25 protein-coding genes are annotated in these 23,465 nt (G+C 66.5%); 8 read left to right on the top strand and 17 right to left on the bottom strand.

The window, feature by feature from the left end; all coding sequences use genetic code 11:
• From BM397_RS16380 to BM397_RS16325, 12 genes are all read right to left on the bottom strand, one after another.
• Positions 1-435: a hypothetical protein gene (locus BM397_RS16380; protein ID WP_092426030.1), complete on the bottom strand. Its 435-nt coding sequence runs from the start codon at positions 433-435 to the stop codon at positions 1-3.
• Positions 432-914, bottom strand: a complete 483-nt coding sequence (locus tag BM397_RS16375; RefSeq protein WP_092426243.1) for an RNA pyrophosphohydrolase — start codon at positions 912-914, stop codon at positions 432-434. The genes BM397_RS16380 and BM397_RS16375 overlap by 4 nt, the downstream gene beginning before the upstream one ends.
• 313 nt (positions 915-1,227) lie before the next feature.
• Positions 1,228-2,592: a S41 family peptidase gene (locus tag BM397_RS16370; protein ID WP_092426028.1), complete on the bottom strand. Its 1,365-nt coding sequence runs from the start codon at positions 2,590-2,592 to the stop codon at positions 1,228-1,230.
• A 7-nt stretch (positions 2,593-2,599) separates the two neighbouring features.
• Entirely contained in the window at positions 2,600-3,712 is a 1,113-nt protein-coding gene (locus tag BM397_RS16365; RefSeq protein WP_092426026.1) for a murein hydrolase activator EnvC family protein, read from the bottom strand.
• Positions 3,709-5,226: a 2,3-bisphosphoglycerate-independent phosphoglycerate mutase gene (gene gpmI / locus BM397_RS16360; protein WP_092426024.1), complete on the bottom strand. Its 1,518-nt coding sequence runs from the start codon at positions 5,224-5,226 to the stop codon at positions 3,709-3,711. Before gpmI ends, BM397_RS16365 begins: the two co-directional genes overlap by 4 nt.
• 82 nt (positions 5,227-5,308) lie before the next feature.
• Positions 5,309-6,589: a TRAP transporter large permease gene (locus BM397_RS16355; RefSeq protein ID WP_092426022.1), complete on the bottom strand. Its 1,281-nt coding sequence runs from the start codon at positions 6,587-6,589 to the stop codon at positions 5,309-5,311.
• Positions 6,586-7,083: a TRAP transporter small permease gene (locus BM397_RS16350; protein WP_092426020.1), complete on the bottom strand. Its 498-nt coding sequence runs from the start codon at positions 7,081-7,083 to the stop codon at positions 6,586-6,588. Before BM397_RS16350 ends, BM397_RS16355 begins: the two co-directional genes overlap by 4 nt.
• 99 nt (positions 7,084-7,182) lie before the next feature.
• Positions 7,183-8,187: a TRAP transporter substrate-binding protein gene (locus BM397_RS16345; protein ID WP_092426018.1), complete on the bottom strand. Its 1,005-nt coding sequence runs from the start codon at positions 8,185-8,187 to the stop codon at positions 7,183-7,185.
• A 251-nt stretch (positions 8,188-8,438) separates the two neighbouring features.
• Entirely contained in the window at positions 8,439-8,693 is a 255-nt protein-coding gene (locus BM397_RS16340; protein ID WP_245696105.1) for a DUF6455 family protein, read from the bottom strand.
• A 3-nt stretch (positions 8,694-8,696) separates the two neighbouring features.
• Complete coding sequence (locus BM397_RS29725; RefSeq protein ID WP_245696104.1) at positions 8,697-9,029, bottom strand: DUF6455 family protein; 333 nt, start codon at positions 9,027-9,029, stop codon at positions 8,697-8,699.
• A 4-nt stretch (positions 9,030-9,033) separates the two neighbouring features.
• Positions 9,034-9,291, bottom strand: coding sequence for a DUF6455 family protein (locus tag BM397_RS16330; RefSeq protein ID WP_092426016.1), 258 nt, complete (start codon positions 9,289-9,291; stop codon positions 9,034-9,036).
• A 91-nt stretch (positions 9,292-9,382) separates the two neighbouring features.
• Positions 9,383-10,108, bottom strand: coding sequence for a M48 family metallopeptidase (locus BM397_RS16325; RefSeq protein WP_092426014.1), 726 nt, complete (start codon positions 10,106-10,108; stop codon positions 9,383-9,385).
• Positions 10,109-10,287: 179 nt separating this feature from the next.
• Here BM397_RS16325 and BM397_RS16320 point away from each other — a divergent pair, with 179 nt between their 5' ends.
• A complete protein-coding gene (locus tag BM397_RS16320) occupies positions 10,288-10,533 on the top strand; it encodes a DUF8831 family protein (protein WP_092426013.1) in 246 nt (81 codons plus the stop codon).
• On the opposite strand, the gene BM397_RS16315 is transcribed toward BM397_RS16320, so the two are convergent.
• A complete protein-coding gene (locus BM397_RS16315; protein ID WP_092426012.1) occupies positions 10,534-10,791 on the bottom strand; it encodes a DUF167 domain-containing protein in 258 nt (85 codons plus the stop codon).
• A gap of 277 nt (positions 10,792-11,068) precedes the next feature.
• Between BM397_RS16315 and BM397_RS16310 the strand changes: the two genes are divergently transcribed.
• A complete protein-coding gene (locus BM397_RS16310) occupies positions 11,069-11,647 on the top strand; it encodes a nitroreductase family protein (RefSeq protein ID WP_092426011.1) in 579 nt (192 codons plus the stop codon).
• Positions 11,644-12,345 carry an EI24 domain-containing protein gene (locus tag BM397_RS16305; protein ID WP_092426010.1) on the top strand — a complete coding sequence of 234 codons (702 nt, stop codon included), beginning with the start codon at positions 11,644-11,646 and terminating at the stop codon, positions 12,343-12,345. The genes BM397_RS16310 and BM397_RS16305 overlap by 4 nt, the downstream gene beginning before the upstream one ends.
• A 31-nt stretch (positions 12,346-12,376) precedes the next feature.
• Here BM397_RS16305 and BM397_RS16300 read toward each other — a convergent pair whose 3' ends face one another.
• Both BM397_RS16300 and mce read right to left on the bottom strand, forming a co-directional pair.
• Positions 12,377-12,670 carry a DUF1467 family protein gene (locus tag BM397_RS16300; protein WP_092426009.1) on the bottom strand — a complete coding sequence of 98 codons (294 nt, stop codon included), beginning with the start codon at positions 12,668-12,670 and terminating at the stop codon, positions 12,377-12,379.
• A gap of 9 nt (positions 12,671-12,679) precedes the next feature.
• Positions 12,680-13,084, bottom strand: coding sequence for a methylmalonyl-CoA epimerase (mce, locus tag BM397_RS16295; RefSeq protein WP_092426008.1), 405 nt, complete (start codon positions 13,082-13,084; stop codon positions 12,680-12,682).
• Positions 13,085-13,252: 168 nt separating this feature from the next.
• Here mce and BM397_RS16290 point away from each other — a divergent pair, with 168 nt between their 5' ends.
• The 3 genes from BM397_RS16290 to BM397_RS16280 all read left to right on the top strand — a co-directional run bounded on the left by BM397_RS16290 (position 13,253) and on the right by BM397_RS16280 (position 15,484).
• On the top strand, positions 13,253-14,017 hold the full coding sequence (locus BM397_RS16290; RefSeq protein WP_425425945.1) for a response regulator: 765 nt from the start codon (positions 13,253-13,255) through the stop codon (positions 14,015-14,017).
• Between the two features lie 85 nt (positions 14,018-14,102).
• On the top strand, positions 14,103-14,579 hold the full coding sequence (locus tag BM397_RS16285) for a hemerythrin domain-containing protein (protein ID WP_092426006.1): 477 nt from the start codon (positions 14,103-14,105) through the stop codon (positions 14,577-14,579).
• A 272-nt stretch (positions 14,580-14,851) separates the two neighbouring features.
• Positions 14,852-15,484 carry an MT-A70 family methyltransferase gene (locus BM397_RS16280; protein WP_092426003.1) on the top strand — a complete coding sequence of 211 codons (633 nt, stop codon included), beginning with the start codon at positions 14,852-14,854 and terminating at the stop codon, positions 15,482-15,484.
• Between the two features lie 191 nt (positions 15,485-15,675).
• Here the strand turns inward: BM397_RS16280 and BM397_RS16275 are convergent, their stop codons facing one another.
• Positions 15,676-16,407, bottom strand: a complete 732-nt coding sequence (locus tag BM397_RS16275) for a BglII/BstYI family type II restriction endonuclease (protein ID WP_092426000.1) — start codon at positions 16,405-16,407, stop codon at positions 15,676-15,678.
• A gap of 5 nt (positions 16,408-16,412) precedes the next feature.
• On the bottom strand, positions 16,413-18,194 hold the full coding sequence (gene aspS / locus BM397_RS16270; RefSeq protein WP_092425998.1) for an aspartate--tRNA ligase: 1,782 nt from the start codon (positions 18,192-18,194) through the stop codon (positions 16,413-16,415).
• A gap of 183 nt (positions 18,195-18,377) precedes the next feature.
• On the opposite strand from aspS, the gene BM397_RS16265 reads away from it, so the two are divergent.
• Both BM397_RS16265 and carB read left to right on the top strand, forming a co-directional pair.
• The gene (locus BM397_RS16265) at positions 18,378-19,610 is read left to right on the top strand and encodes an SAM-dependent methyltransferase (protein WP_092425995.1); all 1,233 of its coding nucleotides are present in this window, start codon (positions 18,378-18,380) and stop codon (positions 19,608-19,610) included.
• A gap of 320 nt (positions 19,611-19,930) precedes the next feature.
• Positions 19,931-23,278 carry a carbamoyl-phosphate synthase large subunit gene (gene carB, locus BM397_RS16260; RefSeq protein ID WP_092425992.1) on the top strand — a complete coding sequence of 1,116 codons (3,348 nt, stop codon included), beginning with the start codon at positions 19,931-19,933 and terminating at the stop codon, positions 23,276-23,278.
• The last annotated feature ends 187 nt before the right edge of the window (positions 23,279-23,465 follow it).

Genomic DNA, 23,465 nt, shown 5'->3' with positions numbered 1-23,465 from the left:
TCAGCGGCAGCCCGTGCCACAGCTTCTCTCCAGCGCCCTGACCTGCCGGGCGCTGGGGCTCGGCCATCGATTGGCGCCGCAGGGATCGGCGATCAGCACCAGCCGGCCGTCCTCGCGCTTCAGCAGCGCCGCCATCGGGCCACTCGCAGCCTCGCCGCACCACGGCCCGTAGCAGGACACCCGGAGCGTGATGCGCTGGTCGAAGGGGCGCTTGAAGCCCCCCTGCCCCAGCGCCCAGCCCCAGAAGCGCGCCGGCACCTCCCCGGCGCTGCGCGGCACCGCGCCGGTCTCGAGCACGCCGTTCACCGCGATCCACTCGGTCTGCTCGCTTTCTGCGGCGCGCACGTCGCGCGCCACGTCCGGCGGCAGGCACTTCAGCGCGAAGGCCGGGCCCGCAAGGCACATCAGCAGGAGAGCAAAGGCGCTGCGGATCACAGCTTGTCCCGGAAGGCGGCGATCACCTGCTCGTAGACCGGGCGCTTGAAGGGCACGATCTGGCCCAGCACCTCGTCTGCCTGCAGCCAGCACCATTCCGAGAACTCCGGATGCTCGGTCTGGATGTTGACCTGCGAATCCTCGCCGTTGAAACGCAGCAGGAACCACTTCTGCTCCTGCCCCCTGTAGCGGCCCTTCCAGATGCGCGGGACGATGTCATGCGGCAGGTCATAGGAAAGCCAGCCCTCGGTCTCGGCCTCGACGGTGACCAGTGACGGGTTGACGCCGATCTCTTCCTCGAGCTCGCGCAGGGCCGCCTCCTGAGGTTCCTCACCTTTGTCGATCCCGCCCTGCGGCATCTGCCAGGCGGGCACCTCGCTGTCGAGCCGCTGGCCGACGAAGACGTGCCCCGCGGCGTTGACCAGCATCACGCCGACATTGCGGCGATAGGGCAGCGCAGCGATTTCTTCGGGGGTCATGGTCTTCATCGGAGGCTCCTTGGTTGTGGCCGCACGCTAGCGCCGGAAAAGGGGTTTTGAAAGATCGGACCCGCCCGAAATCAAGCCGAAGGCGCCGGGCGATCGCCGGCCCGACCTGGCGGGCTGGCGCTTTGCACCGTTCGGTATAGCAAGAATGTCGCAACGACCTGGCCGGGATAAAGCGCGGATCTTTTCCGCTTCTGCGCCACCCCACGGGCAGACTGTCACCCAGCTCAAGCTTCGCACACCGGGTTGCCAAACAAAAAAGGCGCGCCCCGCGGGACGCGCCTTTGGTCGTTCTCGGGCAGAAGCCTTACTTATCGGCGGCCTGCGCCTGCTGCATCAGCGCCTGCTCGTCGCCGAGCACGCTGAGGCCCTTGAGGATGTCGATCGCATAGGCCAGCTGGTAGTCGTCCTGGCGCAGCTTGGCGGCGTCCTCGGCCTTGGCACGGTCTTCCTCGATCTGGCGGATCTCGTCCTCGGTCAGGCTGTCATTGTCCAGCGCGCCGCGCAGATCGGCTTCGGAGCGGCTGAAGCCGGGCACCGCGTCCTCTTCGGCCTCCGGCTCGGGCGGCCGCTGTTCGACGACGATATCGGGCGAGACGCCGAGCGCCTGGATCGAGCGGCCCGAGGGCGTGTAGTAGCGCGCGGTGGTCAGGCGCATCGCGCCGTCGCCTCGCAGCGGCATGACCGTCTGCACCGAGCCCTTGCCGAAGCTCTTGGTGCCGACAACCACGGCACGGCGGTGATCCTTCAACGCGCCGGCAACGATCTCGGAAGCCGAGGCCGACCCGCCGTTGATCAGCACCACAATCGGCTTGCCGTCCGACAGGTCACCCTCGGTGGCGTTGTAACGCTCGCCGTCGGCGGCGTTGCGGCCGCGAGTGGAGACGATCTCGCCCTTGTCGAGGAAGGCGTCGGCCACCTTGATTGCCTGGGTCAGCAGGCCGCCCGGGTTGTTGCGCAGGTCGAGCACGATGCCGTTGACCTTGTCCTTGCCACCGGCAGCCTCGATCTCCTTGGCCAGCCCCTCTTCGAGGTTCGGGTAGGTCTGGTCGTTGAAGGTGGTGACGCGCAGAACAACGGTGTCGCCCTCGCGGCGGGTGCGCACGGCGGTGAGGGTGATCGTGTCACGGATGATCGAGATGTCGAAGGGCTCGTCCTCGCCCTCGCGGACCACGGTGATGACGATCTCCGAGCCGACCGGCCCGCGCATCTTGTCCACCGCCTCGTCGAGGTTCAGGCCAAGCACCGACTCGCCGTCGACATGGGTGATGAAGTCGCCGGCCTGCACGCCGGCCTCGGCGGCAGGGGTGCCGTCCATCGGCGAGACGACCTTCACGAAGCCGTCTTCCTGGGTGACCTCGATGCCGAGCCCGCCGAACTCGCCGCGGGTCTGCACGCGCATGTCGGCGGCATCGTCCGGCGGCAGGTAGCTCGAATGCGGGTCGAGCGAGGTGAGCATGCCGTTGATCGCGGCCTCGATCAGCTTCTTGTCATCCACTTCCGACACGTATTGCGCACGGATGCGCTCGAAGATGTCGCCGAAGAGGTCGAGCTGCTCGTAAACGCTGGTGTTCTTCTCGGCTTCCTGGGCCAGCAGCGGGCCGACGAATTGCGTCGTCGCCACAACGCCTGCCACGGTGCCGCCCAGTGCGGCCATCAGAAACTTGTTCATCCTCAGATCATCCCTTGTCGCTGGCGAACCATTCTAGCGGGTCCACGGGGGCGTCGCCCTCTCTTACCTCTATATACAGGGTCTCCGTGCGTCCAGCGCCGGAACCTTCACGTGACGGTGACGCCCCGTCCGCTGCTGCATCTCCCATCAATCCGACCGGCGCGCCTTCGGGCAGGATCTCTCCGGTCTCGGCGTAGCTCTCGTCGAGCCCTGCCAGCACGAAGAGCAGGTCCGGCTGCGGCTCCAGAATGGTCACGAGACCGTAATCGAGCAGCGGGCCCGAATAGCGCACGGTGGCGGCGGTGGGGGTGGTGACGATGGCCTGCGGCAGCGTGGCGAGCACGATCCCGGGACGCGAGACCCCGGCGGCATCGCTCTCTCCGGCGGCACGCAGCACCTGCCCGCGGACCGGCAGGGGCAAGCTGCCCCGGCGCGCATCGACCGGCGGCAGCGCGTTCGGGGCCTCGCCCTGCGCGATGTTCGACAGGCCCGAGGCGAAGCCTTCCAGCGTCTCGGTGGCCGCGATCAAAATGGCGGTGCGCACCGGGTCCTCGGTGAAGCGCATCGGCAGGTCGGTACGGTCGGCGACCGCCTGGCTGAGTTCGGTGCGCGCCACCTGAACCCCCGCGAGACCCTCACGCAGGGTCTGCGCAGCGCTTTCCTGCAGGGCGCGGAGCTGTGCCACCTCGTCGAGATCCGAGCGCAGGGCCCGCGCCTCCTGCGCCAGCCCCGGCGTCACCGCGGCGAGCAGCATGCCCGCCCGCGCCGAACCCACGGGCCCCGCCGGGTGCAACAGCGCCTCTGGCGCGGCGCTGCTGCCGAGGCTCGACAGAACGCCCAAGAGCTGCGCCACCTCGCCCTCCTGCGCCGCAAGCCGGCGGCTCAGCTCGGTCTCTCGGACGGCAGCGTCCCTCAGCCCGTCACGCAGCGCGGCAAGCCCGTCCTCATAGGCCTCGACCGTGCGGGTCAACGCCTTGACGCGGTCGCGCGCGGTATCCGCCTGATCCAGCTGCACCGAGGCCTCTTCCAGCGCCCGCGCCGCGGCACGGGCGGCCTCGCCCGGGGCCTGCGCCAGCGCCGGGCCCGCCAGAAGGCATAGGATCAGCGCCGCGGCTCTCATCTGTCGATCAGGCTCGTCCCGGTCATCTCCTCGGGCTGCGGCAGGTTCATCAGCTGCAGCAGCGTCGGGGCGACGTCGGCGAGGATGCCGTCATGCACCGTCGCACCCTCGGGCCCGCCGAAGAGGATCACCGGCACCGGGTTCGTCGTATGCGCGGTGTGCGGGCCATCGGTCGCTTCGTCCCACATGGTCTCGCAGTTGCCGTGATCGGCGATGACCACCATCGCGCCGCCGACCTTCTCCAGCGCCGCGACCACCTTGCCAAGGCCCTCGTCCACCGCCTCGCAGGCCTTGATCGCCGCATCGAGATCGCCGGTGTGGCCGACCATGTCGGGGTTGGCAAAGTTGGTGACGATCAGGTCGTAGCCCTTCTCGATCGCATCGACGAAACGCTCGGCCACCTCGGGCTCGGACATCTCGGGCTGCAGATCGTAGGTCGCCACCTTGGGCGACTTGGGCATGAAGCGGTCCTCGCCTTCCTCCGGGGTCTCCTTGCCGCCGTTGAGGAAGAAGGTCACATGCGGATACTTCTCGGTCTCGGCGAGGCGGAACTGGGTCAGCCCGTGCTTTGCCACCCATTCGCCCAGCGTGTTGACGATCACCCGCTTGGGGTAGGCCGTGGTCATGTAGGCGTTGTGCTTGTCGCTGTACTCGACCATGCCGAGCAGCGCCGAGAGCTCGGGCTTGTCGCGCTCGAAGCCGTCGAAATCCGGCGCGCCGATGGCGGCCAGGATCTCGCGCGCCCGGTCGGCACGGAAGTTGAGGCAGAAGAACCCGTCGCCCGCCTTGATGCCCTCGTAGCCGTCGATGACAGTGGCCGGGATGAACTCGTCGGTCTTGTCCTTGGCGTAGCTCTGGCTGACGGCGGTGACCGCGTCGGGCGCGCTTTCACCCTCGCCCTTGATCATCGCGTCATAGGCCGTTTCGATCCGCTCCCAGCGGTTGTCGCGGTCCATGGCGTAGTAGCGGCCGATCACGGTGCCGATGCTGGCGCCCTCGGGCAGACTGCCCGCAAGGTCCTTCACGAACCCCTCGCCCGATTTCGGCGCCACGTCGCGGCCGTCGGTGATCGCGTGCAGCACCACCTCAAGACCCTGATCGACAAGCAGCTTCACCGCTGCCTTGATGTGTTCGATATGGCCGTGCACCCCGCCATCCGAGACCACGCCCATCAGGTGCGCGCGGCCGCCCGCGTCCTTCACCTTGCCGGCAAAGGCGAGGATCGCCTCGTTCTTGAAGAACGACCCATCCTCGATCGCGAGGTCGATCTGGCCCAGATCCATCGCCACCACACGGCCCGCGCCGATGTTGGTGTGACCGACTTCCGAGTTGCCCATCTGTCCGGTCGGCAGGCCCACGTCCGGTCCGAAGGTGGTCAGCGTGGCATGCGGGCAGGTGGCGTAGAGCTTGTCCATGGTCGGCGTCTTGGCCAGCGCCGGGGCGTTGTACGCCGTCTCGTCGCGCAGGCCCCAGCCGTCGAGGATGGTCAAGACAACGGGTTTCGGAGTGGTCATGCTCAAACGCCCTTTTTCTCGCGAGGTTGCGGCAGGTGTAGCAGGGCGGCGCGGCGATGTGGAGGGCCGCCGCGCGCCGGGCTCAGCCGAAGATCAGTTTCGGCACGAAGAGCGAGATCTGCGGCACGTAGGTGATCAGCAGCAACACGAGGATGTTGACCACGACGAAGGGCCAGACCCCGGCGATGATCTGCGCCACCGGCTTGCCCAGCGTCGAGGAGGCCACGAAGATGTCGAGCCCGAAGGGCGGCGTGATCATCCCCAGCGAGATGTTCAGCGTCACGATCATGCCGAAGTGCACCGGGTCGATCCCCAGCGACTGCGCCACCGGGAAGAGCGGCGGCACGAGGATCAGCATCGCCGAGTTCGGATCGATGAACATGCCGGCGATGAAGAAGCAGACATTGGCCACCATCAGGAAGGTGATCCAGCCCGCATCGACCTGATCGAGCATCCCGATGATGCCGTTCGGCACCTGCGCCAGCGTCACGAAGAACGAGATCAGCCCGCCCATCGCCAGCAGCACGAAGATGATCGCGGTGTTGATGGCGCTGCGCTCGGTGATCGCGAAAAGATCCTTCCACGTCAGGCTGCGCAGGATGACGGCCTCGATGACGATGGCATAGACCACGCTGACCGCCGCCGCCTCGGTGGGGGTGATGATCCCCGAATAGATGCCGCCGAGGATGATCACCGGCATCCCCAGCGCCCATTTCGCCTGCCAGATGGCGCAGAGCCTTTCGGACCACGGCAGGCGCGGCTCGCGGGTCACGCCGCCCTTGCCCGCCTCGAGCCAGACGAAGAGCGCGAAGGCGAGGCCCAGCACGATGCCCACCGCCAGGCCACCCGCGAAGAGCTGCGAGATGGAGGTGCCGGTCATCCAGCCGTAGACGATGAGGGTGATCGAGGGCGGGATCAGCAGCGAGGTTTCGGCGCTGGCGACCAGCAGGCCGAGGCTGAACTTGTCCGAATACCCGGCCCGCCGCATCTCGGGATAGACCATCCGTCCCATCGCCGCGACCGTCGCCGGCGCCGAGCCCGACACCGAGCCAAAGGCCATGGAGCCGCCCACGACCACATGGCCGATGCCGCCGCGGGTGTGGCCGACGAGGGCCTTCACCACGTTCACCAGTTGCGCGGCGATCTGCCCCGCGCCCATCAGGTTGGCGGCGAAGATGAAGAAGGGGATGGCCAGCAGCGTCGTGTGGTCGATGCCGCCGACGATCTTCTGCACGATCGCCGGATCGGGCAGCTTGGCGTAGAAGATTTCCTTGTAGGCCAGCGCCGGAACACCCAGCACCAGCAGCATCTCGAAGCCTGCAAGCAGCAGGACCACGGCGAGGAGTACTATGAGGAAGATCATTCCGCCGCCTCCTGCGCCGTAAAGCGGTCGATGAGACCGAAGAGGCTCAGCCCGTAGCGCAGCGCGAGTAGCAGGAAGCCGATGACCGGCGCGAGGTAGATCAGTCCCATGGGAATGCCCAGAGTCGGCGAGGTCTGCCCGGACTTCAGCACGAATTGTACCATCTGCACGCCGAGCCAGGCCACGTAGAGCGAGAACAGCAGCCCCACGGTGTCGATCCCCCGCAAGAGCCAGCGCCGCGCGCCCTCGGGCAGCTTGTCACGCAGGTTGGTGATGCCAACGTGCTTGCCGCGTTCCAGCGCGAGGCCGAGCGCGAGGAAGACGAGAAAGAGGTTCATCAGCCGCACGGCTTCCTCGATCCAGGCAAAGCGGCTGGCCATGGTGCCGCCGAATTCCCGCATCAGAACCGAGCCGAAGAACAGTGCCACCATGGTCAGGAAAAGCACCACGAGGATCGTGCGCTCGACCTTTCGCAAGAGGGTGAGAAGGGGCATGGGCGGTCTCCGGGTCTTTCGCGAGCGGCTTGCAAAGAGGCGCCCGAGAAACCCGGGCGCCCTGTGAGGTCTTGGAATGTCTGCGGCGCGTGGCGCGGCTTACTTGGCGGTGGCCTCTTCGTAGGCGGCCAGCAGCGCCTTTCCGGTGTCACCGGCCATGGCAACATAGGCTTCCGACGCCGGGCCCCAGGTCAGTTCGCGCAGCTCGGCGCGCTCTTCGGGACCGGCGACGCGGACGTTGGTGCCGGAGTCCTTGATCACCTGCAGCGCCTCTTCGACGGCGGCGGCCTTGTGGGCGGTCAGCTCCGGGATAACCTCGGTGAAGGCGCCCTTGATCACGTCCTGGTACTCGACCGGCAGGCTTTCCCAGAACATCGGGTTGAACAGCACCACGTCTTCCATCGCGCCGTGATCCGAGATCACCACGTTCTCCTGCACCTCGTAGAACTTCATGTTCTTGATGGTGTCGAGCGGGTTTTCCTCGCCGTCCACGACGCCGGTCTGCAGCGAGGTGTAGAGCTCGCCGAAGGGCAGCGCGATGGCCGAGGCACCCAGCGCGTTGAACTGCTCGAGCAGGATCGAGCTGTCCATGACCCGGAACTTCTGGTCGGCGAAGGCGGCGAGATCGTCCAGCGGCTTGTTCGACGAGAACTGCTTCTTGCCGTTCGGCCAGAGGGTCAGCGCGACCATGCCCTTGTCGGCGAAGGTCGCCAGCAGCGCCTGACCGAAGGGACCGTCGCGCAGCGCCTGCGCCTCGGCGGCGTCCTCCGGGATCAGGTAGGGAATGTCGAGGATCGAGACCGCCGGGTTGAAGCCGCCGAGGAAGGCTGCGGGGGCTACGGTGCCCTCGATGGTGCCGAGCTGCACGCCCTCGTTCATCTGGCGCTGGTTGCCCAGCTGGCCCTGCGGGAAGATCTGCAACTCGACCGCGCCCTCGGTGCGTTCCTTGACCAGCTCGGCGACCTTCTCGAGGTGCACGTGGCGGCTCTGCGCGGTGCTTTCGAGGTGGCCGATCTTGGCCACGAACTCCTGCGCCGATGCGGCTCCGGATGCGAGGGAAAGCGCAAGCGCGAGCGCGGCGCTGGCAAAGCGGGTCTTGACCATGCGGGGTACTCCAGAATTTTGAACGCCACTAGCTATCGGCGGGTCGGGGTGCAAGTCAAAGCGAACCGCCCGCGATGCAGGCGCACAAGCTGCAATGGCCCGTTTCTTGGGCGCCGCGCGCGGCATCGCGGGAGACCAGCAGAATTCCGGGAGAGAAAAAAGCGGCCCGCCCGGTTGGAAACGGGCCGCAGTGAGATGCACTCCCCTCTCAAAAAAGTGCATCGTTCCTGGGTTCCTGGCGCGCGCCGAACTCAGCCGGCGCGGCGCAGCCGCGTCAGCGGGCCGGAAATCCGGCAGCCCGGCGGCGTCGTGCTGGCCTGAACCCGCGGCTCGGCGAGCCATTTTTCGCATTGTTCCACCAGGGCGCATCCGCGGCAGGCGGCAACCATCACCTCGTACTCCTCAGGGCGCAGCCGTCCTCTGCGCATCTGCTCGGCAAGGTTCAGCCCCATCACCCGCGCCACGCTGCGCGCCATCCAGAAATGCCGTGCCTCATCACCCAACATGGGTCACACCCCGTGATCGAGTTCGCCCTGCAGCGCCGCGAAAGTGCGGCGGTTGACGCAGTCCTCGGGGCAGGTCCGCAGCGCGTCCTGCTCGCTCTCATCGTTGTCCAACTCGGCCCGAAAGTCGAGCCAGTGGTCGCAGTCCTCGGACCACAGACAGCCACGGCAGCGGCCGACCATCCCGGCCCAGTCGCGCTGCGGCAACACCCCCAGGCGCTGCGCCTCGGCAAGGTCGACGCCGGTCGCGCGGGCCATGCGCTGCACGCGCCAGTAATGCGTGCGTTCATCGCCGAGCGGGAACGGGCGCGGACCGCGTAGCATGTTGGCCGAGATCATCGCCTCACCCCCCGGACAGCTGCCGGAACAGGTCGGCGTTGCGGCAATAGCTCGGAGCCGCGGCAACGGTGCCGTCGCGAGTGGCGAGCCAATGCTCGCAATCGCCCGGCTTGTGACAGCCGGTGCAAGCCAGAACGGCATCCTCGAGCGCGGCGAAACTGAGCCGGCCACGCATCATCTGCTCCTCGAGATCGACCCCGACCGTGGTGGCCATGGAATCGACAAGGCCGGCATGGCGTTTGAAATCCTTTGCTCCGGGCATGGCGCTTCTCCCTGTTGCAAGGCCCTTGCGGGCTTACCTCGGGTCGGAGCTTAGCAGACCGGGTTCGGACCGCCCTTGATGCACATCAACGTCAGACCCCACCGCCGGACCGATAGGCCTCGACAGTGCGCCGGACCGCCTCGATTCGCGCGCCGTTCGGCGGGTGGGTCCCCAGGAAACGGTTGCCCGGATCCGGCAGGCGCTCGAAGAACCGCGCCCCGCGAATCGCATCGAACCCGCTGCGCAGGGTGATTACCGTTCCCAGCTCGTCCGCCTCCAGCTCGTAGTTCTTGGTAAAGGTGCGGGCCCCCACCGAGGCGCCGAATTCCTCGGCGCTGCGCACGGACGCCTCGTCCGCGCCGGTCATCGCCGCGATGCCCGAGAAGATGATCGCACCGATGGCCGCATCTTCCTGCACGCGGTCGAGGTGGCCAAGAATGTGGTGCGAGGCCTCGTGCCCCATGACGAAGGCCAGCTCGTCGGCGTTCTGCGCCTCGCGGATCAGCGCAAGGTTGAAGGCCAGTACCGGCCGCCCCTGGCTGTCACGGGTCTGGAAGGCGTTCGGCGTCTCGTCCGGGCGGTCGTCCACGACGATGAGAAAATCGCAGTTCGTGCCGCCGCGCGTGTAGTTTCGGCATTGGTTCTCGGCCACCGGCTCGACCCTGTGGACCACCTCGGTGAACTGCTGCGCCGCGCGGGAGCCGGTCCCCGAGAGCGGATCGCTGCCCCGCGTCGGGACCGAGGAGATCGGCGCCACGGTACAAGCCGAGACAAGGCCGGAGGCGAGGACGAAGAGGAGAGGCAGTAGTCGGCGCATGCGGCGGGTCGCTCCGGTTCGGGTCATGAAGGCAAGGATAGGCGGCGGCGCGCCCCGGCGCCAGTGCAGCGCGCGCAGGGTGGCAGCATTGTGCTTTCAGTGCGCCCCCCGAGGCTTTGCGGAGGCATCGTAGATTTTGTGGATTGTGCGGTGCGGGGCGGCAGGTCTAGGCTGCTCTCATGTTCAGTGTAGAGCACGAATTCGACGCCACCGTGGTCACCCTCGTCGACGAGGGCGAACCGCATCTGCAGGAAGACGTCATTGTCTCGAGCTTCGAGGAATGCGTCACGGTCGAGCAGTATGATCCGCGCACCGACAGGGTGAACAAGATCACGCTCTCGATGACCCAGATGCGTGATCTCGCCGCCGCGATCAGCCTGCCCGAGGGCGTCTACACACGGCAGCCTGAAGACGGCGAGGGGTAATCACCCCTCGACCCGGAAGGCCTTGTCCCGCGACGTCGCGCCGCGGACCAGCGTGAGCCGTGACTTCGGCACCCCCAGCGCCTTGGACAGCAGCTTGACCACCGCCTCGTTTGCCTTGCCGTTCTCCGGAACGGTGGTGACATAGACGCGGATCTGCCCCTCCTCCTCGCGGATCTCATTGCGCGACGCCTTGGGCGTGACGCGCAGCTCCAGCACCGTGCCCGGCGCGGCGAGATGGGTGAGGTCGGGCTTGGCCATGGCGGGGCTCCTTCGCGACCCGTCTAGCATTCAAGAGGCAGAAGAGCACGACCTCCGGGCCGCTCTGCTCTCGGACCACTACAAAGACTCCTTCCCCGGGCCGCAAGGCAAAGTCACCAGACGAGCGATCATCCAAAGTGGCACGAACGGCTCAAGCCCGTTGAACGCTGCCCGCCCGGCTCGACTTGCACCCGGCTCATTGGCCCCGCACGTTGCAACCGGTTGAATCCGCGCCGCCAAAGCCTGACATAGGGGGCAACTGAATGAGGAGACGGCGATGCTCACCCCCAACCCGCAGGCGATGGACTTCCTGCTCAGCCGGCGCTCGCGCCCGGCCAAGACCCTGACCGGACCGGCGCCGGACCGCGAGGCATTGTTGCCGCTGCTCACCGCCGCCGCGCGCACGCCGGATCACGGCAAGCTCGAGCCCTGGCGCTTCATCGTGCTGGAGCGCGGCGCGCTCGACCGCATGGCCGGGGCGGTCACCGCCCGCGCCGCCGCGCTGGGTGTCGACGAGGACCAGGCTGCCAAGGCCCGCGCCGCCTTTGCCGACAGCCCGCTCTGCGTCGCGGTGATCGAGGTGCAGAAGGACAGCCCGAAAATCCCGCCGCTGGAACAGACCTATTCCGCCGGGGCCGTTTGCCTCGCGCTGCTTAACGCCGCGCTGGCCTCGGGCTGGGGCGCCAACTGGCTGACCGGCTGGGCCTCGCACGACCGCGCCTTCGTCGAAGAGACGCTTGGACTGGCCGAAAACGAGCGCGTTGCGGGCTTCATCCACATCGGTACCGAGACCTCCGCCCCACCGGAGCGCCCGCGCCCCGACCTCGAAGCGATCACCACCTGGATGGACGCATGATCCCCGCGTCCTTCCTCGCCGCCATCGGCCAGATCGGCGACCCGCGTTTCCGCTCTGTGCTCCTGAAGGGGCTCGGCCTGACTATCGGGCTCTTCGTGCTGATCTATTTCGTCTTCGTCACCGTCGTCGGCTGGTTGGTCGGCGACACTGTCTCGCTGCCTTGGATCGGCGAGGTCACCTGGGTCGACACGGCGATCAGCTGGGGCGCCGTGCCGCTGATGATGTTGCTCTCGGTGGTGCTGATGGTGCCCGTCGCCTCGGCGATCACCTCGTTCTTCCTCGACGACGTGGCGCAGGCGGTCGAGGACCGACATTACCCTTCGCTCGGCCCGGCCTATGAGGTGAGCTGGGGCGAGGCCCTGCGCGACACGCTGAGCTTCCTCGGCGTGATGATCGCCGCCAACCTCGTGGCGCTGGTGCTCTACATCTTCTTCGCGCCCTTCGCGCCCTTCATCTTCTGGGGGCTGAACGGCTTCCTGCTGGGACGGGAATATTTCACCCTCGCGGCGATGCGCCGGGTCGGGCGCGAGCAGGCGACCGTGCTGCGTCGCCGCCACCTCGTGACGATCTGGATCGCCGGGGTGCTGATGGCACTGCCGCTCTCCGTGCCGCTGGTGAACCTGCTGATCCCGATCCTCGGGGCGGCCACCTTCACCCACCTCTACCACCGGCTGCAGGGCGAACGCCCCGCCGGCTAGACAAACAGGCTAAACTCCCGGGCTGGCGGGGTCACTCGCCAGCCGTCACCGGCGGTCCCATCCGGTTGAACATCCAGCCGTCGATGTCCCGGACGCTGATCATCCCGCTGAAGATGATCCCCGCGAAAATTCCCCAGAGCACCACCGAGATGCCCGTTGTGATCCACGCCTTGCGCTTGAGGTTGTGCACCTCGGGGCTGCCGGCGTGGGTGCCGGGGACGACCTCACCAAGATCCCCCTGCGTCTTGAGCCGCACGGGAATCACGCAAAGGAAGGTCATGAACCAGATGACCGCGAAGAGAACGATGCCGGAGGTGATTGCCATGACGCGTTCTCAGACCTGTTCCAGCTCGACCAGCGTGCCCTGGAAATCCTTCGGATGCAGGAACAGAACCGGCTTGCCATGCGCGCCGATCTTCGGCTCGCCATTGCCGAGCACCCGCGCCCCCTGTGCCTTCAGGTGATCGCGCGCGGCGAGGATGTCATCGACCTCGTAGCAGACATGGTGGATGCCGCCCGAGGGGTTCTTGTCCAGGAAACCCTTGATCGGGGATTCGTCGCCGAGCGGGTAGAGCAGCTCGATCTTGGTGTTCGGCAGCTCGATGAAGACCACCGTCACACCATGGTCCGGCTCGTCCTGCGGTGCACCGACAGATGCCCCCAGCGTGTCGCGGTACATCGCCGAGGCGGCCTCCAGGTCCGGCACGGCAATGGCGACATGGTTGAGACGACCGATCATGACACTCTCCCTCGAATCCTCGCGTCGCCCGGTTATCGCGCGACGGGGCCCTGCCCCGCAAGCGGGTGCGTCCATTAACCGCCCATTAGCCAAGGGGGCGCAGGATGGTCGCGCCCGGCCACGGCATCACAACGACCGAACCGACCGATCCAAGCGGAGAAGGCCAGCATGACCGACAGTGAGATGACCAATAGCGAGATGACTGGCAGAGAGCTGACCGGTAGCGACCGAAATTCGCCCTTTCCCCCTCGGCCGACCGCCACGCGGCCGCTGCTCGGCATGACCGTGCTCGCGGTGGAAGACAGCCGCTACGCCTGCGATGCGCTGCGTCTCATGGCGCTCCGCAGCGGCGCACGGATTCGCCGGGCGGACTGCCTTCAGGCGGCGCGGCGGCACCTGTCGCTCTATCGTCCCACCGTGGCGGTGATCGATCTCGGCCTGCCCGACGGGTCGGGCGTTGATCTGATCGCCGAACTGGCGGTGCGCAGTCCGCGCCTGCCGGTGATCCTCGGAATCAGCGGCGACCCTTTCGCCGAGAACATGCTGCGCGCCGCCGGGGCCGACGGGTTTCTCGAAAAACCCCTGCGCAGCCTGCTGGACTTCCAGAACGCGATCATCTCGGCGCTGCCCGACAGCCGCAAGCCCGGCGGCATCCGGCTGGTATCCGACGACCCGATCCATCCCGACCCGCTGGCGTTCCAGGATGACATCGCCCATGCTGCGGCGTTGCTTCAGAAGGCTGCCGAGCCGTGGCTGGTAGACTACCTCGCGCAGTTCCTGACCGGTCTCGCCCGCTCCGCCGATGACCCGACGCTGGAAAGCGCCGCGCTCGCGCTTGCGGCGGCACGTACCGAACAGCGCCAGACGGCGCAGGCGGTCGCGCGGCTCGCCGCGCTGCTGCAGCACCGCATGGCAGGTCGCCTCGCAATCTGAAGAGAGGCGTCGCAAACGCCGCCCGGAACCGGGCTGGCCCATCGCGCGTTTCGGGCTCGACTGCTATCTTCCGCGGAGAGCCCCCATGACCTCGATCTACGACGCCATCAAGAAGGACCATGAAACCCACCGCGCCCTGCTCGACCGCATCGACGCGACCGAGGGCAACAGCTCCGAGCGGCGCGAAGCCTGGGAGACCTTCTATCGCGACATCAAGTCCCACTCCGCCGCCGAGGAAGAGGAATTCTACTCGGAGCTGATGAAGCACACTTGGGGTCAGGACGCCGCCCGCCACTCGGTCCACGAGCACGCCGAGATGGACGAGATTCTCGAGGAGCTGAACGAAATGGACATGTCCTCGCCCGGGTGGCTGACCCGCTTCCGCACGCTCAAGCACGACTACGAGCACCACATGGAGGAAGAGGAGGAGGAGGTCTTTACCCGTGCCCGAAAGGTCGTCGGCGAAGAGGACAACGACGCCTACGGCAAGCGCTTTCTCGACCGCAAGGAAAAGGAACTTGGGCTGATCGAGAAGAAAAAGGAAGATCATCTGGAAGACTGAACTGGTCCCCGGGCGGGGTGCAAAGGCCCCGCCCCCTGAGCCAGCGCCCGGCCCGACCAAGCCGACCACCGGAAGCATTCAAGCGCGCCTGTACCGCGGCGATGGCGGGCCCGCACGGCGGGGCTGCGCTGATCAACGTCGAGGCAATTTCCAGCTTTCCCCAGCGTCGAATCGTTCCATTTTTGTTCGCGACCTGACATAGAGCGCGAATGCCCTGCGCGGGGCGCGAAAGCCGCGTGACATTTGCTCGAGCTGGGGGCTATATTTCGACGATGACACAAAGCGCCGCGCAACATCTGTCCGAGTTCCTGGGGGAAGACCGGTTCGCCACCGTGATGGCGGATCCGCCGTGGCGGTTCACCAACCGCACCGGCAAGGTGGCCCCCGAGCACAAGCGCCTGGCGCGCTATCCCACGATGACGCTGGAGGAAATCTGCGCGCTGCCGGTGGCCGACCACCTGCAGGACACGGCGCATTGCTACCTCTGGGTGCCCAACGCGCTGCTGCCCGAGGGTCTGCAGGTGCTCAGCTCCTGGGGCTTCGAGTACAAGTCGAACATCGTCTGGCACAAGATCCGCAAGGACGGCGGCTCCGACGGGCGCGGTGTGGGCTTCTACTTCCGCAACGTGACCGAGCTGCTTCTCTTCGGCACCCGCGGCAAGAACGCCCGGACCGAAGCCGCGGGACGTCGCCAGGTCAACATGATCCAGACCCGCAAGCGCGAACATTCGCGCAAGCCGGACGAGCAATACGCGCTGATCGAGAGCTGCTCGAAAGGGCCCTATCTCGAAATGTTCGGACGTGGCGTGCGCGAGGGCTGGACGGTCTGGGGCAACCAGGCCGACGCCGACTACAAGCCCACCTGGAAGACCTACAGCTACAATTCGAGCGTCGCGGCGGAGTAACCGCGGCGCAGTTCCGCCCGGACTCAAAGCGAAGCCACCCGGAAATCGCCTGCCGGTCCCGGCGGGATGGCGCTTTTCCAGCGAAGCGCACCGCTCGAAAGTCATCCGGACGTGGCTGGATCAAAGCGCAAACCACGCATGTAGCTGCGCCCCCCCCACGGGCTGGCACGCGCCCGGCTATCCTCCGCCCATCAGCCCAGCAGGATCGCGTCCGGCAGGCCGATCAGCACCAGCGGGCACGGATTGCCGACGCCGCGGCGCACGCGCTCTTCCAACTTCGACCAATGGGTCGTCGCGGTGCCGAACTTGTCGGCCACGAACTTGCGGGCAAAGGCTTCGGGGAAGGTCATGCCCTTGGCCACCTGCGCCTCGACCGCGGCGCGCTGCTTGGCTGTGCGATCACCGATACCGAGCCGCTGCAGGTCCTCTTCGGACTGCAGCCCCTGCGCCTCGAGCCAGCCGCGGATGCGCGGCAGCATGCGGTCCTGCAACGTCGAGCCGCGGGTCACCACGATCCCCAGAGAGATCGCCGACTGCGCGTGCAGGCGCTGGAAATTCTCGAGATCGCGGTCGAAGAACGGGTCCTTGTTGTTCCACTCGATCTCGAGCGCCAGCCGCCCCGCCCCGGCGCGGCGCACGTGGTCGATCTCATGCGAGATCGCCTCGCGCTCAACGCCGTCGACGATGGTCTGAACAAGGAAGTTGTGCTTTTCCCAGCCGCGGGCGCTGAGCGCGCGCCGCAACCTCTGGGTCTGCCCCGACTCGCCGCCGCCGCCGGCGATCAGCTCTGAAAGTTCGATTGTGAACTCCGAGAGCGTCTCGACCAGCTCGGCGGTCTCCTCGGGGAAGTCGACGCTCAGGATCGCCGCGGCGTGGTTGCGCACTTCGACATCGAAGCCGCGGGATCTGAGCGTCTCTAGCATGGGTGTCACTCCTGCGGGATGACCCGCAGCGACAATTCCATCAGCTGGTCCGAGGCAGGCACGGAGGGTGCCTGCATCATCAGGTCCTCGGCGCGCTGGTTCATCGGGAACATGATGACCTCGCGGATGTTCTGCTCATCCGCCAGCAGCATAACGATCCGGTCGATGCCGGCCGCGCAGCCACCGTGCGGCGGGGCGCCGTAGTGGAAGGCCTGATAGAGAGCGCCGAAGCGGCTCTTCACCTCGTCCTCGCCGTAACCGGCGATTTCGAAGGCCTTGAGCATGATCTCCGGCTTGTGGTTCCGGATCGCGCCCGAGACCAGTTCGTAGCCGTTGCAGGCGAGGTCGTACTGGTAGCCACGCACGTCGAGCGGATCGCCGTTCAGCGCGTCCATGCCACCCTGCGGCATCGAGAACGGGTTGTGCTCGAAGTCGATGTCGCCGGTCTCGTCGTCCTTCTCGTAGATCGGGAAGTCGACGATCCAGGCAAAGGCGAAACGGTCGGTCTCGGTCAGGCCCAGCTCGGCACCGATCACGTCGCGCGCCTTGCCCGCCACGCGCTCGAAGCTCGAGGGCTTGCCGCCGAGGAAGAAGGCCGCGTCGCCGACGTCGAGGCCGAGCTGCTGGCGGATCGCCTCGGTGCGCTCCGGGCCGATGTTCTTGGCGAGCGGGCCGGCCGCTTCGATGCCCTCGCCCTGGTCGCGCCAGAAGATGTAGCCCATGCCGGGCAGACCCTCTTTCTGGGCAAAGGCGTTCATCCGGTCGCAGAACTTACGCGAGCCGCCGGTGGGCGCGGGGATGGCCCGGACCTCGGTGCCTTCCTGCTCGAGCAGTTTGGCGAAGATCGCGAAGCCGGAGCCGCGGAAGTGCTCGGAGCAGTCCTGCATCTTGATTGGGTTGCGCAGGTCGGGCTTGTCGGTGCCGTACCACTTCGCCGCATCGCGGTAGGAGATCTGCGGCCATTCGCCGGGGGCGTCGACCTTCCGGCCACCGCCGAACTCCTCGAAGATGCCCGCGATCACCGGAGAGATTGTGTCGAAGACGTCCTGCTGCTCGACGAAGCTCATCTCCATGTCGAGCTGGTAGAAGTCGGTCGGCGAGCGGTCGGCGCGCGGGTCCTCGTCGCGGAAGCAGGGCGCGATCTGGAAGTACTTGTCGTAACCCGACACCATGATCAGCTGCTTGAACTGCTGCGGCGCCTGCGGCAGCGCGTAGAACTTGCCCGGGTGCAGGCGCGACGGCACGAGGAAGTCGCGCGCGCCTTCGGGCGAGGACGCGGTAATGATCGGCGTCTGGAACTCGCGGAAGTTGTTGTCCCACATGCGGCGGCGGATCGAGGCGACCACGTCCGAGCGCAGGGTCATGTTGCGCTGCATGCTCTCGCGGCGCAGGTCGAGGTAGCGATAGCGCAGGCGGGTCTCTTCCGGGTACTCCTGCTCGCCGAAGACCATCAGCGGCAGCTCGTTCGACGCGCCCAGCACCTCGATCTCGCGCACGAAGACTTCGACTTCACCGGTCGGGAGCTTGGGGTTGACCAGCTCGGGATCGCGGGCCTTCACCTCGCCGTCGATGCGGATGCACCACTCGGAGCGCACCTTTTCGACGTCCGCGAAAGCGGCGCTGTCGGGGTCGCACAGGACTTGCGTGATGCCGTAATGGTCGCGCAGGTCGATAAAGAGAATGCCGCCGTGATCGCGGATACGGTTCACCCAGCCGGAGAGACGGACGGTCTCGCCGACGTTGGCCTTGGTCAGATCTGCGCAGGTATGGCTGCGATAGGCATGCATGGCTCTTGCCCTTCGGAAACTGCTGGAAAGTTAGGCGCCGATACACCGCTAGAGCCGCGGGAAGTCAAGGGAGCCGCTCAGGATTTGCCATAATTCGTTCATGCTGTAACGTCTGGGAACCTTTTTGCGATTCCAAACGTTTTCGATCGTTTGCAAACAACAAGAGACAGTGGGGGTCCGGCAATGTGGCAATCCGTCCTCGAACGCATTCTGAAAAGACTCATTGTGGAAGGCCGGTTGCGGGTCACCTGGCCCGACGGCACCAGCCGCGACTACGGCCCCGGCGGGGGACCGACCGCCGAGGTGTCGCTCACCGATGACAGCATCATCAGGGAGCTTTGCCGGAACCCGGTGATGGCGCTCGGCGAAGGCTACACGGACGGCAGAATCGACTGTGCCCCGCACAAGCTCTACGAGTTCGTCGCGCTTCTGGTCCGCAACCAGCAATCGGGGAAGATGCCCAGCTGGTTTACCGCCATGGACCGGACGCGGGTTGCCCTGCGCGGCATCGAGCAGCGCAACAACCCGCTGCGCTCGCAGTCCAACGTAAAGCACCACTACGACATCTCCGACGACCTCTACCGGCTCTTCCTCGACGAGGACATGCAATATTCCTGCGCCTACTTCGCCGATCCGGACGTCAGTCTCGAGGCGGCGCAGAAGGCCAAGAAGGACCATATCGCGCACAAGTTGTTGCTGAAGCCCGGCATGAAAGTGCTCGATATCGGCTGCGGCTGGGGCGGCATGGCGCTGACCTTGGCGCGCGACTACGGCGCACATGTCACCGGGGTCACCCTGTCCGAGAACCAGCTCGCCACCGCCAAGCGCCGCGCCGAGGAGGCCGGGCTTGCGGACAGGACCGAATTCCGCCTGCTCGATTACCGCAAGATCGAGGACCGCTTCGACCGCATCGTCTCGGTCGGGATGCTTGAACACGTCGGCTATCCCCACCTGCAGGAGTATTTCTCGAAAGTGCAGGATATGCTGACGTCCGACGGTGTCGCTCTGATCCACACCATCGGCCACACCGCGCCGCCTGTGCCCACCTCGCCGTGGATCGACAAGTACATCTTCCCCGGCGGCTACGTGCCCAGCCTGTCGGAAGTGTCCGCCGCGATCGAAAGATCGGGGCTCTGGGCCACCGACGTCGAGGTGCTGCGCGGCCACTACGGCCCGACACTCAATCACTGGCGCCGGCGCTTCGAAACGGCGCTTCCGAAAGTGCGCGAGCTTGGCTACGACGAGCGCTTCATCCGCATGTGGCGTCTCTACCTGGTGGTCTGCGAGGCGGCCTTCGAGGAAACCCGGCAGGGCGTCTTCCACCTTCAGCTGTCGAAGAAGCAATACGCCGTGCCGACGACGCGCGACTATCTGCACGGGCACAGCGAAGCGGAACTGCTGCACGCCGCGCAGTAGGAATGCCGCACTATTGGCCGGCAACCGCCGGCCCCGTCCGTGGCTTGTGTGTATCCGGACCGGGGCGCAGAGCGAGCGGTGCGCCCGACCCGGATTCCGGCACCGGGTGGCGGCAAATTCCCCTCCCCTAAATGACCTGACGGCACTCGAACCGTCGTACCGCTGTCATGCCCATTTGCTTTGCAGAAGGAAACAGGGCGGATCTGGGGTTGCGTGGGCAAAGCTTCTGTCTATAACGCACGACAATTTGCGGGGAGCGGCGACTCCGTCGCGCGCTGCCCCCTGCCCGACCGCGACAGACATGACATGAAGGTGCCCCCATGCCTAAAAGAACCGATATCAAATCCATCATGATCATCGGAGCGGGGCCCATCATCATCGGGCAAGCCTGCGAATTCGATTACTCCGGTGCCCAGGCCTGCAAGGCGCTGCGCGAAGAAGGTTACCGGGTCATCCTGGTGAACTCGAACCCGGCCACGATCATGACCGACCCCGAGCTCGCCGATGCCACCTACATCGAGCCGATCACGCCGGAAGTGGTTGCCAAGATCATCGAGAAGGAGCGCCCCGACGCGCTGCTGCCGACGATGGGCGGCCAGACCGGCCTCAACACCTCGCTGAAACTCGAGGAAATGGGCGTGCTCGAGAAGTTCGGCGTCGAGATGATCGGTGCCAAGCGCGACGCCATCGAGATGGCCGAGGACCGCGCCCTGTTCCGCGAGGCGATGGACCGCATCGGCCTCGAGAACCCGCGCGCCACCATCGTCACCGCGCCGAAGAAAGCCAACGGCAAGGCTGACCTCGACGCGGGCGTGGCCATCGCGCTGGAAGCGCTGGAAGACATCGGCCTCCCGGCGATCATCCGCCCCGCCTTCACCCTCGGCGGCACCGGCGGCGGCGTGGCCTACAACCGCGAAGACTACATGCACTACTGCCGCTCGGGCATGGATGCCTCGCCGGTGAACCAGATCCTCGTCGACGAGTCGCTGCTGGGCTGGAAAGAGTATGAAATGGAGGTCGTCCGCGACAAGGCAGACAACGCGATCATCGTCTGCGCCATCGAGAACGTCGATCCGATGGGCGTGCACACCGGCGACTCGATCACCGTGGCCCCGGCGCTGACCCTGACCGACAAGGAATACCAGATCATGCGCAACGGCTCGATCGCCGTGCTGCGCGAGATCGGCGTCGAGACCGGCGGTTCCAACGTGCAATGGGCGGTGAACCCCGAGAACGGCCGCATGGTCGTGATCGAGATGAACCCGCGCGTGTCGCGTTCCTCGGCGCTCGCGTCCAAGGCCACCGGCTTCCCGATCGCCAAGATCGCCGCGAAGCTCGCCGTCGGCTACACGTTGGACGAACTGGACAACGACATCACCAAGGTGACCCCGGCCTCCTTCGAGCCGACCATCGACTATGTCGTCACCAAGATCCCGAAATTTGCCTTCGAGAAATTCCCGGGCTCCGAGCCCCATCTCACCACCGCGATGAAGTCGGTCGGCGAGGCGATGGCGATCGGCCGCACCATCCACGAATCGCTGCAGAAGGCGCTGGCTTCGATGGAATCGGGTCTCACCGGCTTCGATGAGGTCGATATCCCCGGCGCGCCCGAGAAGTCGGCGGTGATCAAAGCCATCGGCCAGCAGACCCCGGACCGCATGCGCACCCTCGCGCAGGCGATGCGCCATGGTCTGACCGATGACGAGATTCACGCCGTGACCATGTTCGACCCGTGGTTCCTTGCCCGCATCCGCGAGATCGTCGAGGCCGAGGAGCAGGTCCGCAAGGAAGGCCTGCCGACCGACGCCGACGGCCTGCGCGCGCTGAAGATCATGGGCTTCACCGACGCCCGCCTCGCCAAGCTCACCGGCTTTGCCGAAAAGGACGTGCGCAAGCGCCGCAACGACCTCGGCGTCGTCGCCAGCTTCAAGCGCATCGACACCTGCGCCGCCGAGTTCGAGGCGCAGACCCCCTACATGTACTCGACCTACGAGATGCCGATGATGGGCGAGGTCGAATGCGAGGCGCGCCCCTCGGACCGCAAGAAGGTGGTGATCCTCGGCGGCGGTCCCAACCGCATCGGCCAGGGCATCGAGTTCGACTACTGCTGCTGCCACGCCTGCTTTGCGCTGACCAACGCCGGCTATGAGACCATCATGGTCAACTGCAACCCCGAGACCGTGTCGACCGACTACGACACCTCGGACCGCCTGTACTTCGAGCCGCTGACCTTCGAGCACGTGATGGAAATCCTGCGCGTCGAGCAGGAGAACGGCACGCTGCACGGCGTGATCGTGCAGTTCGGCGGCCAGACCCCGCTGAAGCTGGCGAACGCGCTCGAGGCCGAGGGCATCCCGATCCTCGGCACCACGCCCGACGCGATCGACCTCGCCGAGGACCGCGAGCGCTTCCAGGCGCTGGTCAACCAGCTGGGCCTGAAGCAGCCGCGCAACGGCATCGCCTCGACAGACGCGCAGGCGCTGGCCATTGCCGAGGACATCGGCTTCCCGCTGGTGATCCGCCCCTCCTACGTGCTGGGCGGCCGGGCGATGGAGATCGTCCGCGACATGGCGCACCTCGAGCGCTACATCGCCGAGGCGGTGGTGGTCTCGGGTGACAGCCCGGTGCTGCTCGACAGCTACCTGTCGGGCGCGACCGAGCTCGACGTCGACGCGCTCTGCGACGGCGAAGCCGTGCACGTCGCCGGCATCATGCAGCACATCGAGGAAGCCGGCGTGCACTCGGGTGACAGCGCCTGCTCGCTGCCGCCCTTCTCGCTCTCGGACGAGATCATCGCGCAGATCAAGCAGCAGACCGAGGCGCTGGCCAAGGCGCTCAACGTCGTCGGCCTGATGAACGTGCAGTTCGCGATCAAGAAGAACGAGCAGGGCGTCGAGGAGATTTACCTCATCGAGGTGAACCCGCGCGCCTCGCGCACCGTGCCCTTCGTGGCCAAGGCCACCGACAGCGCGATCGCCTCGATCGCCGCGCGGATCATGGCGGGCGAGAAGCTCTCGGCCTTCCCGCTGCGCGCGCCCTACCCCGAGAACGCCGATTACGACACGGCGCTGCCGCTGGCGGATCCGATGACCCTGGCCGATCCGAACATGCCGTGGTTCTCGGTGAAGGAAGCCGTGCTGCCCTTCGCCCGCTTCCCGGGCGTCGACACCATCCTCGGGCCGGAAATGCGCTCGACCGGTGAAGTCATGGGCTGGGACCGCTCGTTCCCGCGCGCCTTCCTCAAGGCGCAGATGGGCGCAGGCACCCACCTGCCGGAAGAAGGCGCGGTGTTCATCTCGATCCGCAACGAGGACAAGACCCCGCAGATGATCGAGGCCGCGCAGATCCTGTCGGACCTCGGCTTCAAGATCCTTGCCACCGTGGGCACCGCGAAGTTCCTCGAGGCGGCCGGGATCACCTGCGAAGTGGTCAAGAAGGTCTACGAGGGCCGTCCCAACGTGGTCGACCTGCTGAAGGACGGCGGCGTTCAGCTGGTGCTGAACACCACCGAGGGCGCGGCGTCGATCTCCGACAGCAGCGCCATCCGCTCGGTCGCGCTCTATGACAAGATCCCCTACTTCACCACCGCCGCAGGTGCCCATGCCGCGGCGCAGGCGATGCAGGCCCGCGAAGAGGGCGAGCTGGTGGTCAAGTCGCTGCAGGCGTAAGCCTTCGGGATCAGAGACAGCAAAGGGGCGGGAAATTTTCCCGCCCCTTTTTTGTCCGACGGTAGCCGGGCGAGCGCCTGCCCGTGGGGTGGCGCTGCAACGCCGGAGCTGCGCGCTTTATGCCAGCCAGATCCGGACGGCATGCGAGCGTTGCGTGACAATGACCAAGCGCCAGCCCGCCGGGACG

This window comes from Alloyangia pacifica, from assembly GCF_900116195.1.
In the GTDB taxonomy this organism is placed as follows: Bacteria; Pseudomonadota; Alphaproteobacteria; order Rhodobacterales; family Rhodobacteraceae; genus Salipiger; species Salipiger pacificus.
This window is presented reverse-complemented; position numbering and strand designations above follow the sequence as displayed.

Bases quoted from the DNA above. Each gene is read 5' to 3' on its own strand.
- BM397_RS16375 (WP_092426243.1), bottom strand. From the start codon at position 914: ATGACCCCCGAAGAAATCGCTGCGCTGCCCTATCGCCGCAATGTCGGC.
- BM397_RS16370 (WP_092426028.1), bottom strand. From the start codon at position 2,592: ATGAACAAGTTTCTGATGGCCGCACTGGGCGGCACCGTGGCAGGCGTT.
- BM397_RS16365 (WP_092426026.1), bottom strand. From the start codon at position 3,712: ATGAGAGCCGCGGCGCTGATCCTATGCCTTCTGGCGGGCCCGGCGCTG.
- gpmI (WP_092426024.1), bottom strand. From the start codon at position 5,226: ATGACCACTCCGAAACCCGTTGTCTTGACCATCCTCGACGGCTGGGGC.
- BM397_RS16355 (WP_092426022.1), bottom strand. From the start codon at position 6,589: ATGATCTTCCTCATAGTACTCCTCGCCGTGGTCCTGCTGCTTGCAGGC.
- BM397_RS16350 (WP_092426020.1), bottom strand. From the start codon at position 7,083: ATGCCCCTTCTCACCCTCTTGCGAAAGGTCGAGCGCACGATCCTCGTG.
- BM397_RS16345 (WP_092426018.1), bottom strand. From the start codon at position 8,187: ATGGTCAAGACCCGCTTTGCCAGCGCCGCGCTCGCGCTTGCGCTTTCC.
- BM397_RS16340 (WP_245696105.1), bottom strand. From the start codon at position 8,693: ATGTTGGGTGATGAGGCACGGCATTTCTGGATGGCGCGCAGCGTGGCG.
- BM397_RS29725 (WP_245696104.1), bottom strand. From the start codon at position 9,029: ATGATCTCGGCCAACATGCTACGCGGTCCGCGCCCGTTCCCGCTCGGC.
- BM397_RS16330 (WP_092426016.1), bottom strand. From the start codon at position 9,291: ATGCCCGGAGCAAAGGATTTCAAACGCCATGCCGGCCTTGTCGATTCC.
- BM397_RS16325 (WP_092426014.1), bottom strand. From the start codon at position 10,108: ATGCGCCGACTACTGCCTCTCCTCTTCGTCCTCGCCTCCGGCCTTGTC.
- BM397_RS16320 (WP_092426013.1), top strand. From the start codon at position 10,288: ATGTTCAGTGTAGAGCACGAATTCGACGCCACCGTGGTCACCCTCGTC.
- BM397_RS16315 (WP_092426012.1), bottom strand. From the start codon at position 10,791: ATGGCCAAGCCCGACCTCACCCATCTCGCCGCGCCGGGCACGGTGCTG.
- BM397_RS16310 (WP_092426011.1), top strand. From the start codon at position 11,069: ATGCTCACCCCCAACCCGCAGGCGATGGACTTCCTGCTCAGCCGGCGC.
- BM397_RS16305 (WP_092426010.1), top strand. From the start codon at position 11,644: ATGATCCCCGCGTCCTTCCTCGCCGCCATCGGCCAGATCGGCGACCCG.
- BM397_RS16300 (WP_092426009.1), bottom strand. From the start codon at position 12,670: ATGGCAATCACCTCCGGCATCGTTCTCTTCGCGGTCATCTGGTTCATG.
- mce (WP_092426008.1), bottom strand. From the start codon at position 13,084: ATGATCGGTCGTCTCAACCATGTCGCCATTGCCGTGCCGGACCTGGAG.
- BM397_RS16290 (WP_425425945.1), top strand. From the start codon at position 13,253: ATGACCGACAGTGAGATGACCAATAGCGAGATGACTGGCAGAGAGCTG.
- BM397_RS16285 (WP_092426006.1), top strand. From the start codon at position 14,103: ATGACCTCGATCTACGACGCCATCAAGAAGGACCATGAAACCCACCGC.
- BM397_RS16280 (WP_092426003.1), top strand. From the start codon at position 14,852: ATGACACAAAGCGCCGCGCAACATCTGTCCGAGTTCCTGGGGGAAGAC.
- BM397_RS16275 (WP_092426000.1), bottom strand. From the start codon at position 16,407: ATGCTAGAGACGCTCAGATCCCGCGGCTTCGATGTCGAAGTGCGCAAC.
- aspS (WP_092425998.1), bottom strand. From the start codon at position 18,194: ATGCATGCCTATCGCAGCCATACCTGCGCAGATCTGACCAAGGCCAAC.
- BM397_RS16265 (WP_092425995.1), top strand. From the start codon at position 18,378: ATGTGGCAATCCGTCCTCGAACGCATTCTGAAAAGACTCATTGTGGAA.
- carB (WP_092425992.1), top strand. From the start codon at position 19,931: ATGCCTAAAAGAACCGATATCAAATCCATCATGATCATCGGAGCGGGG.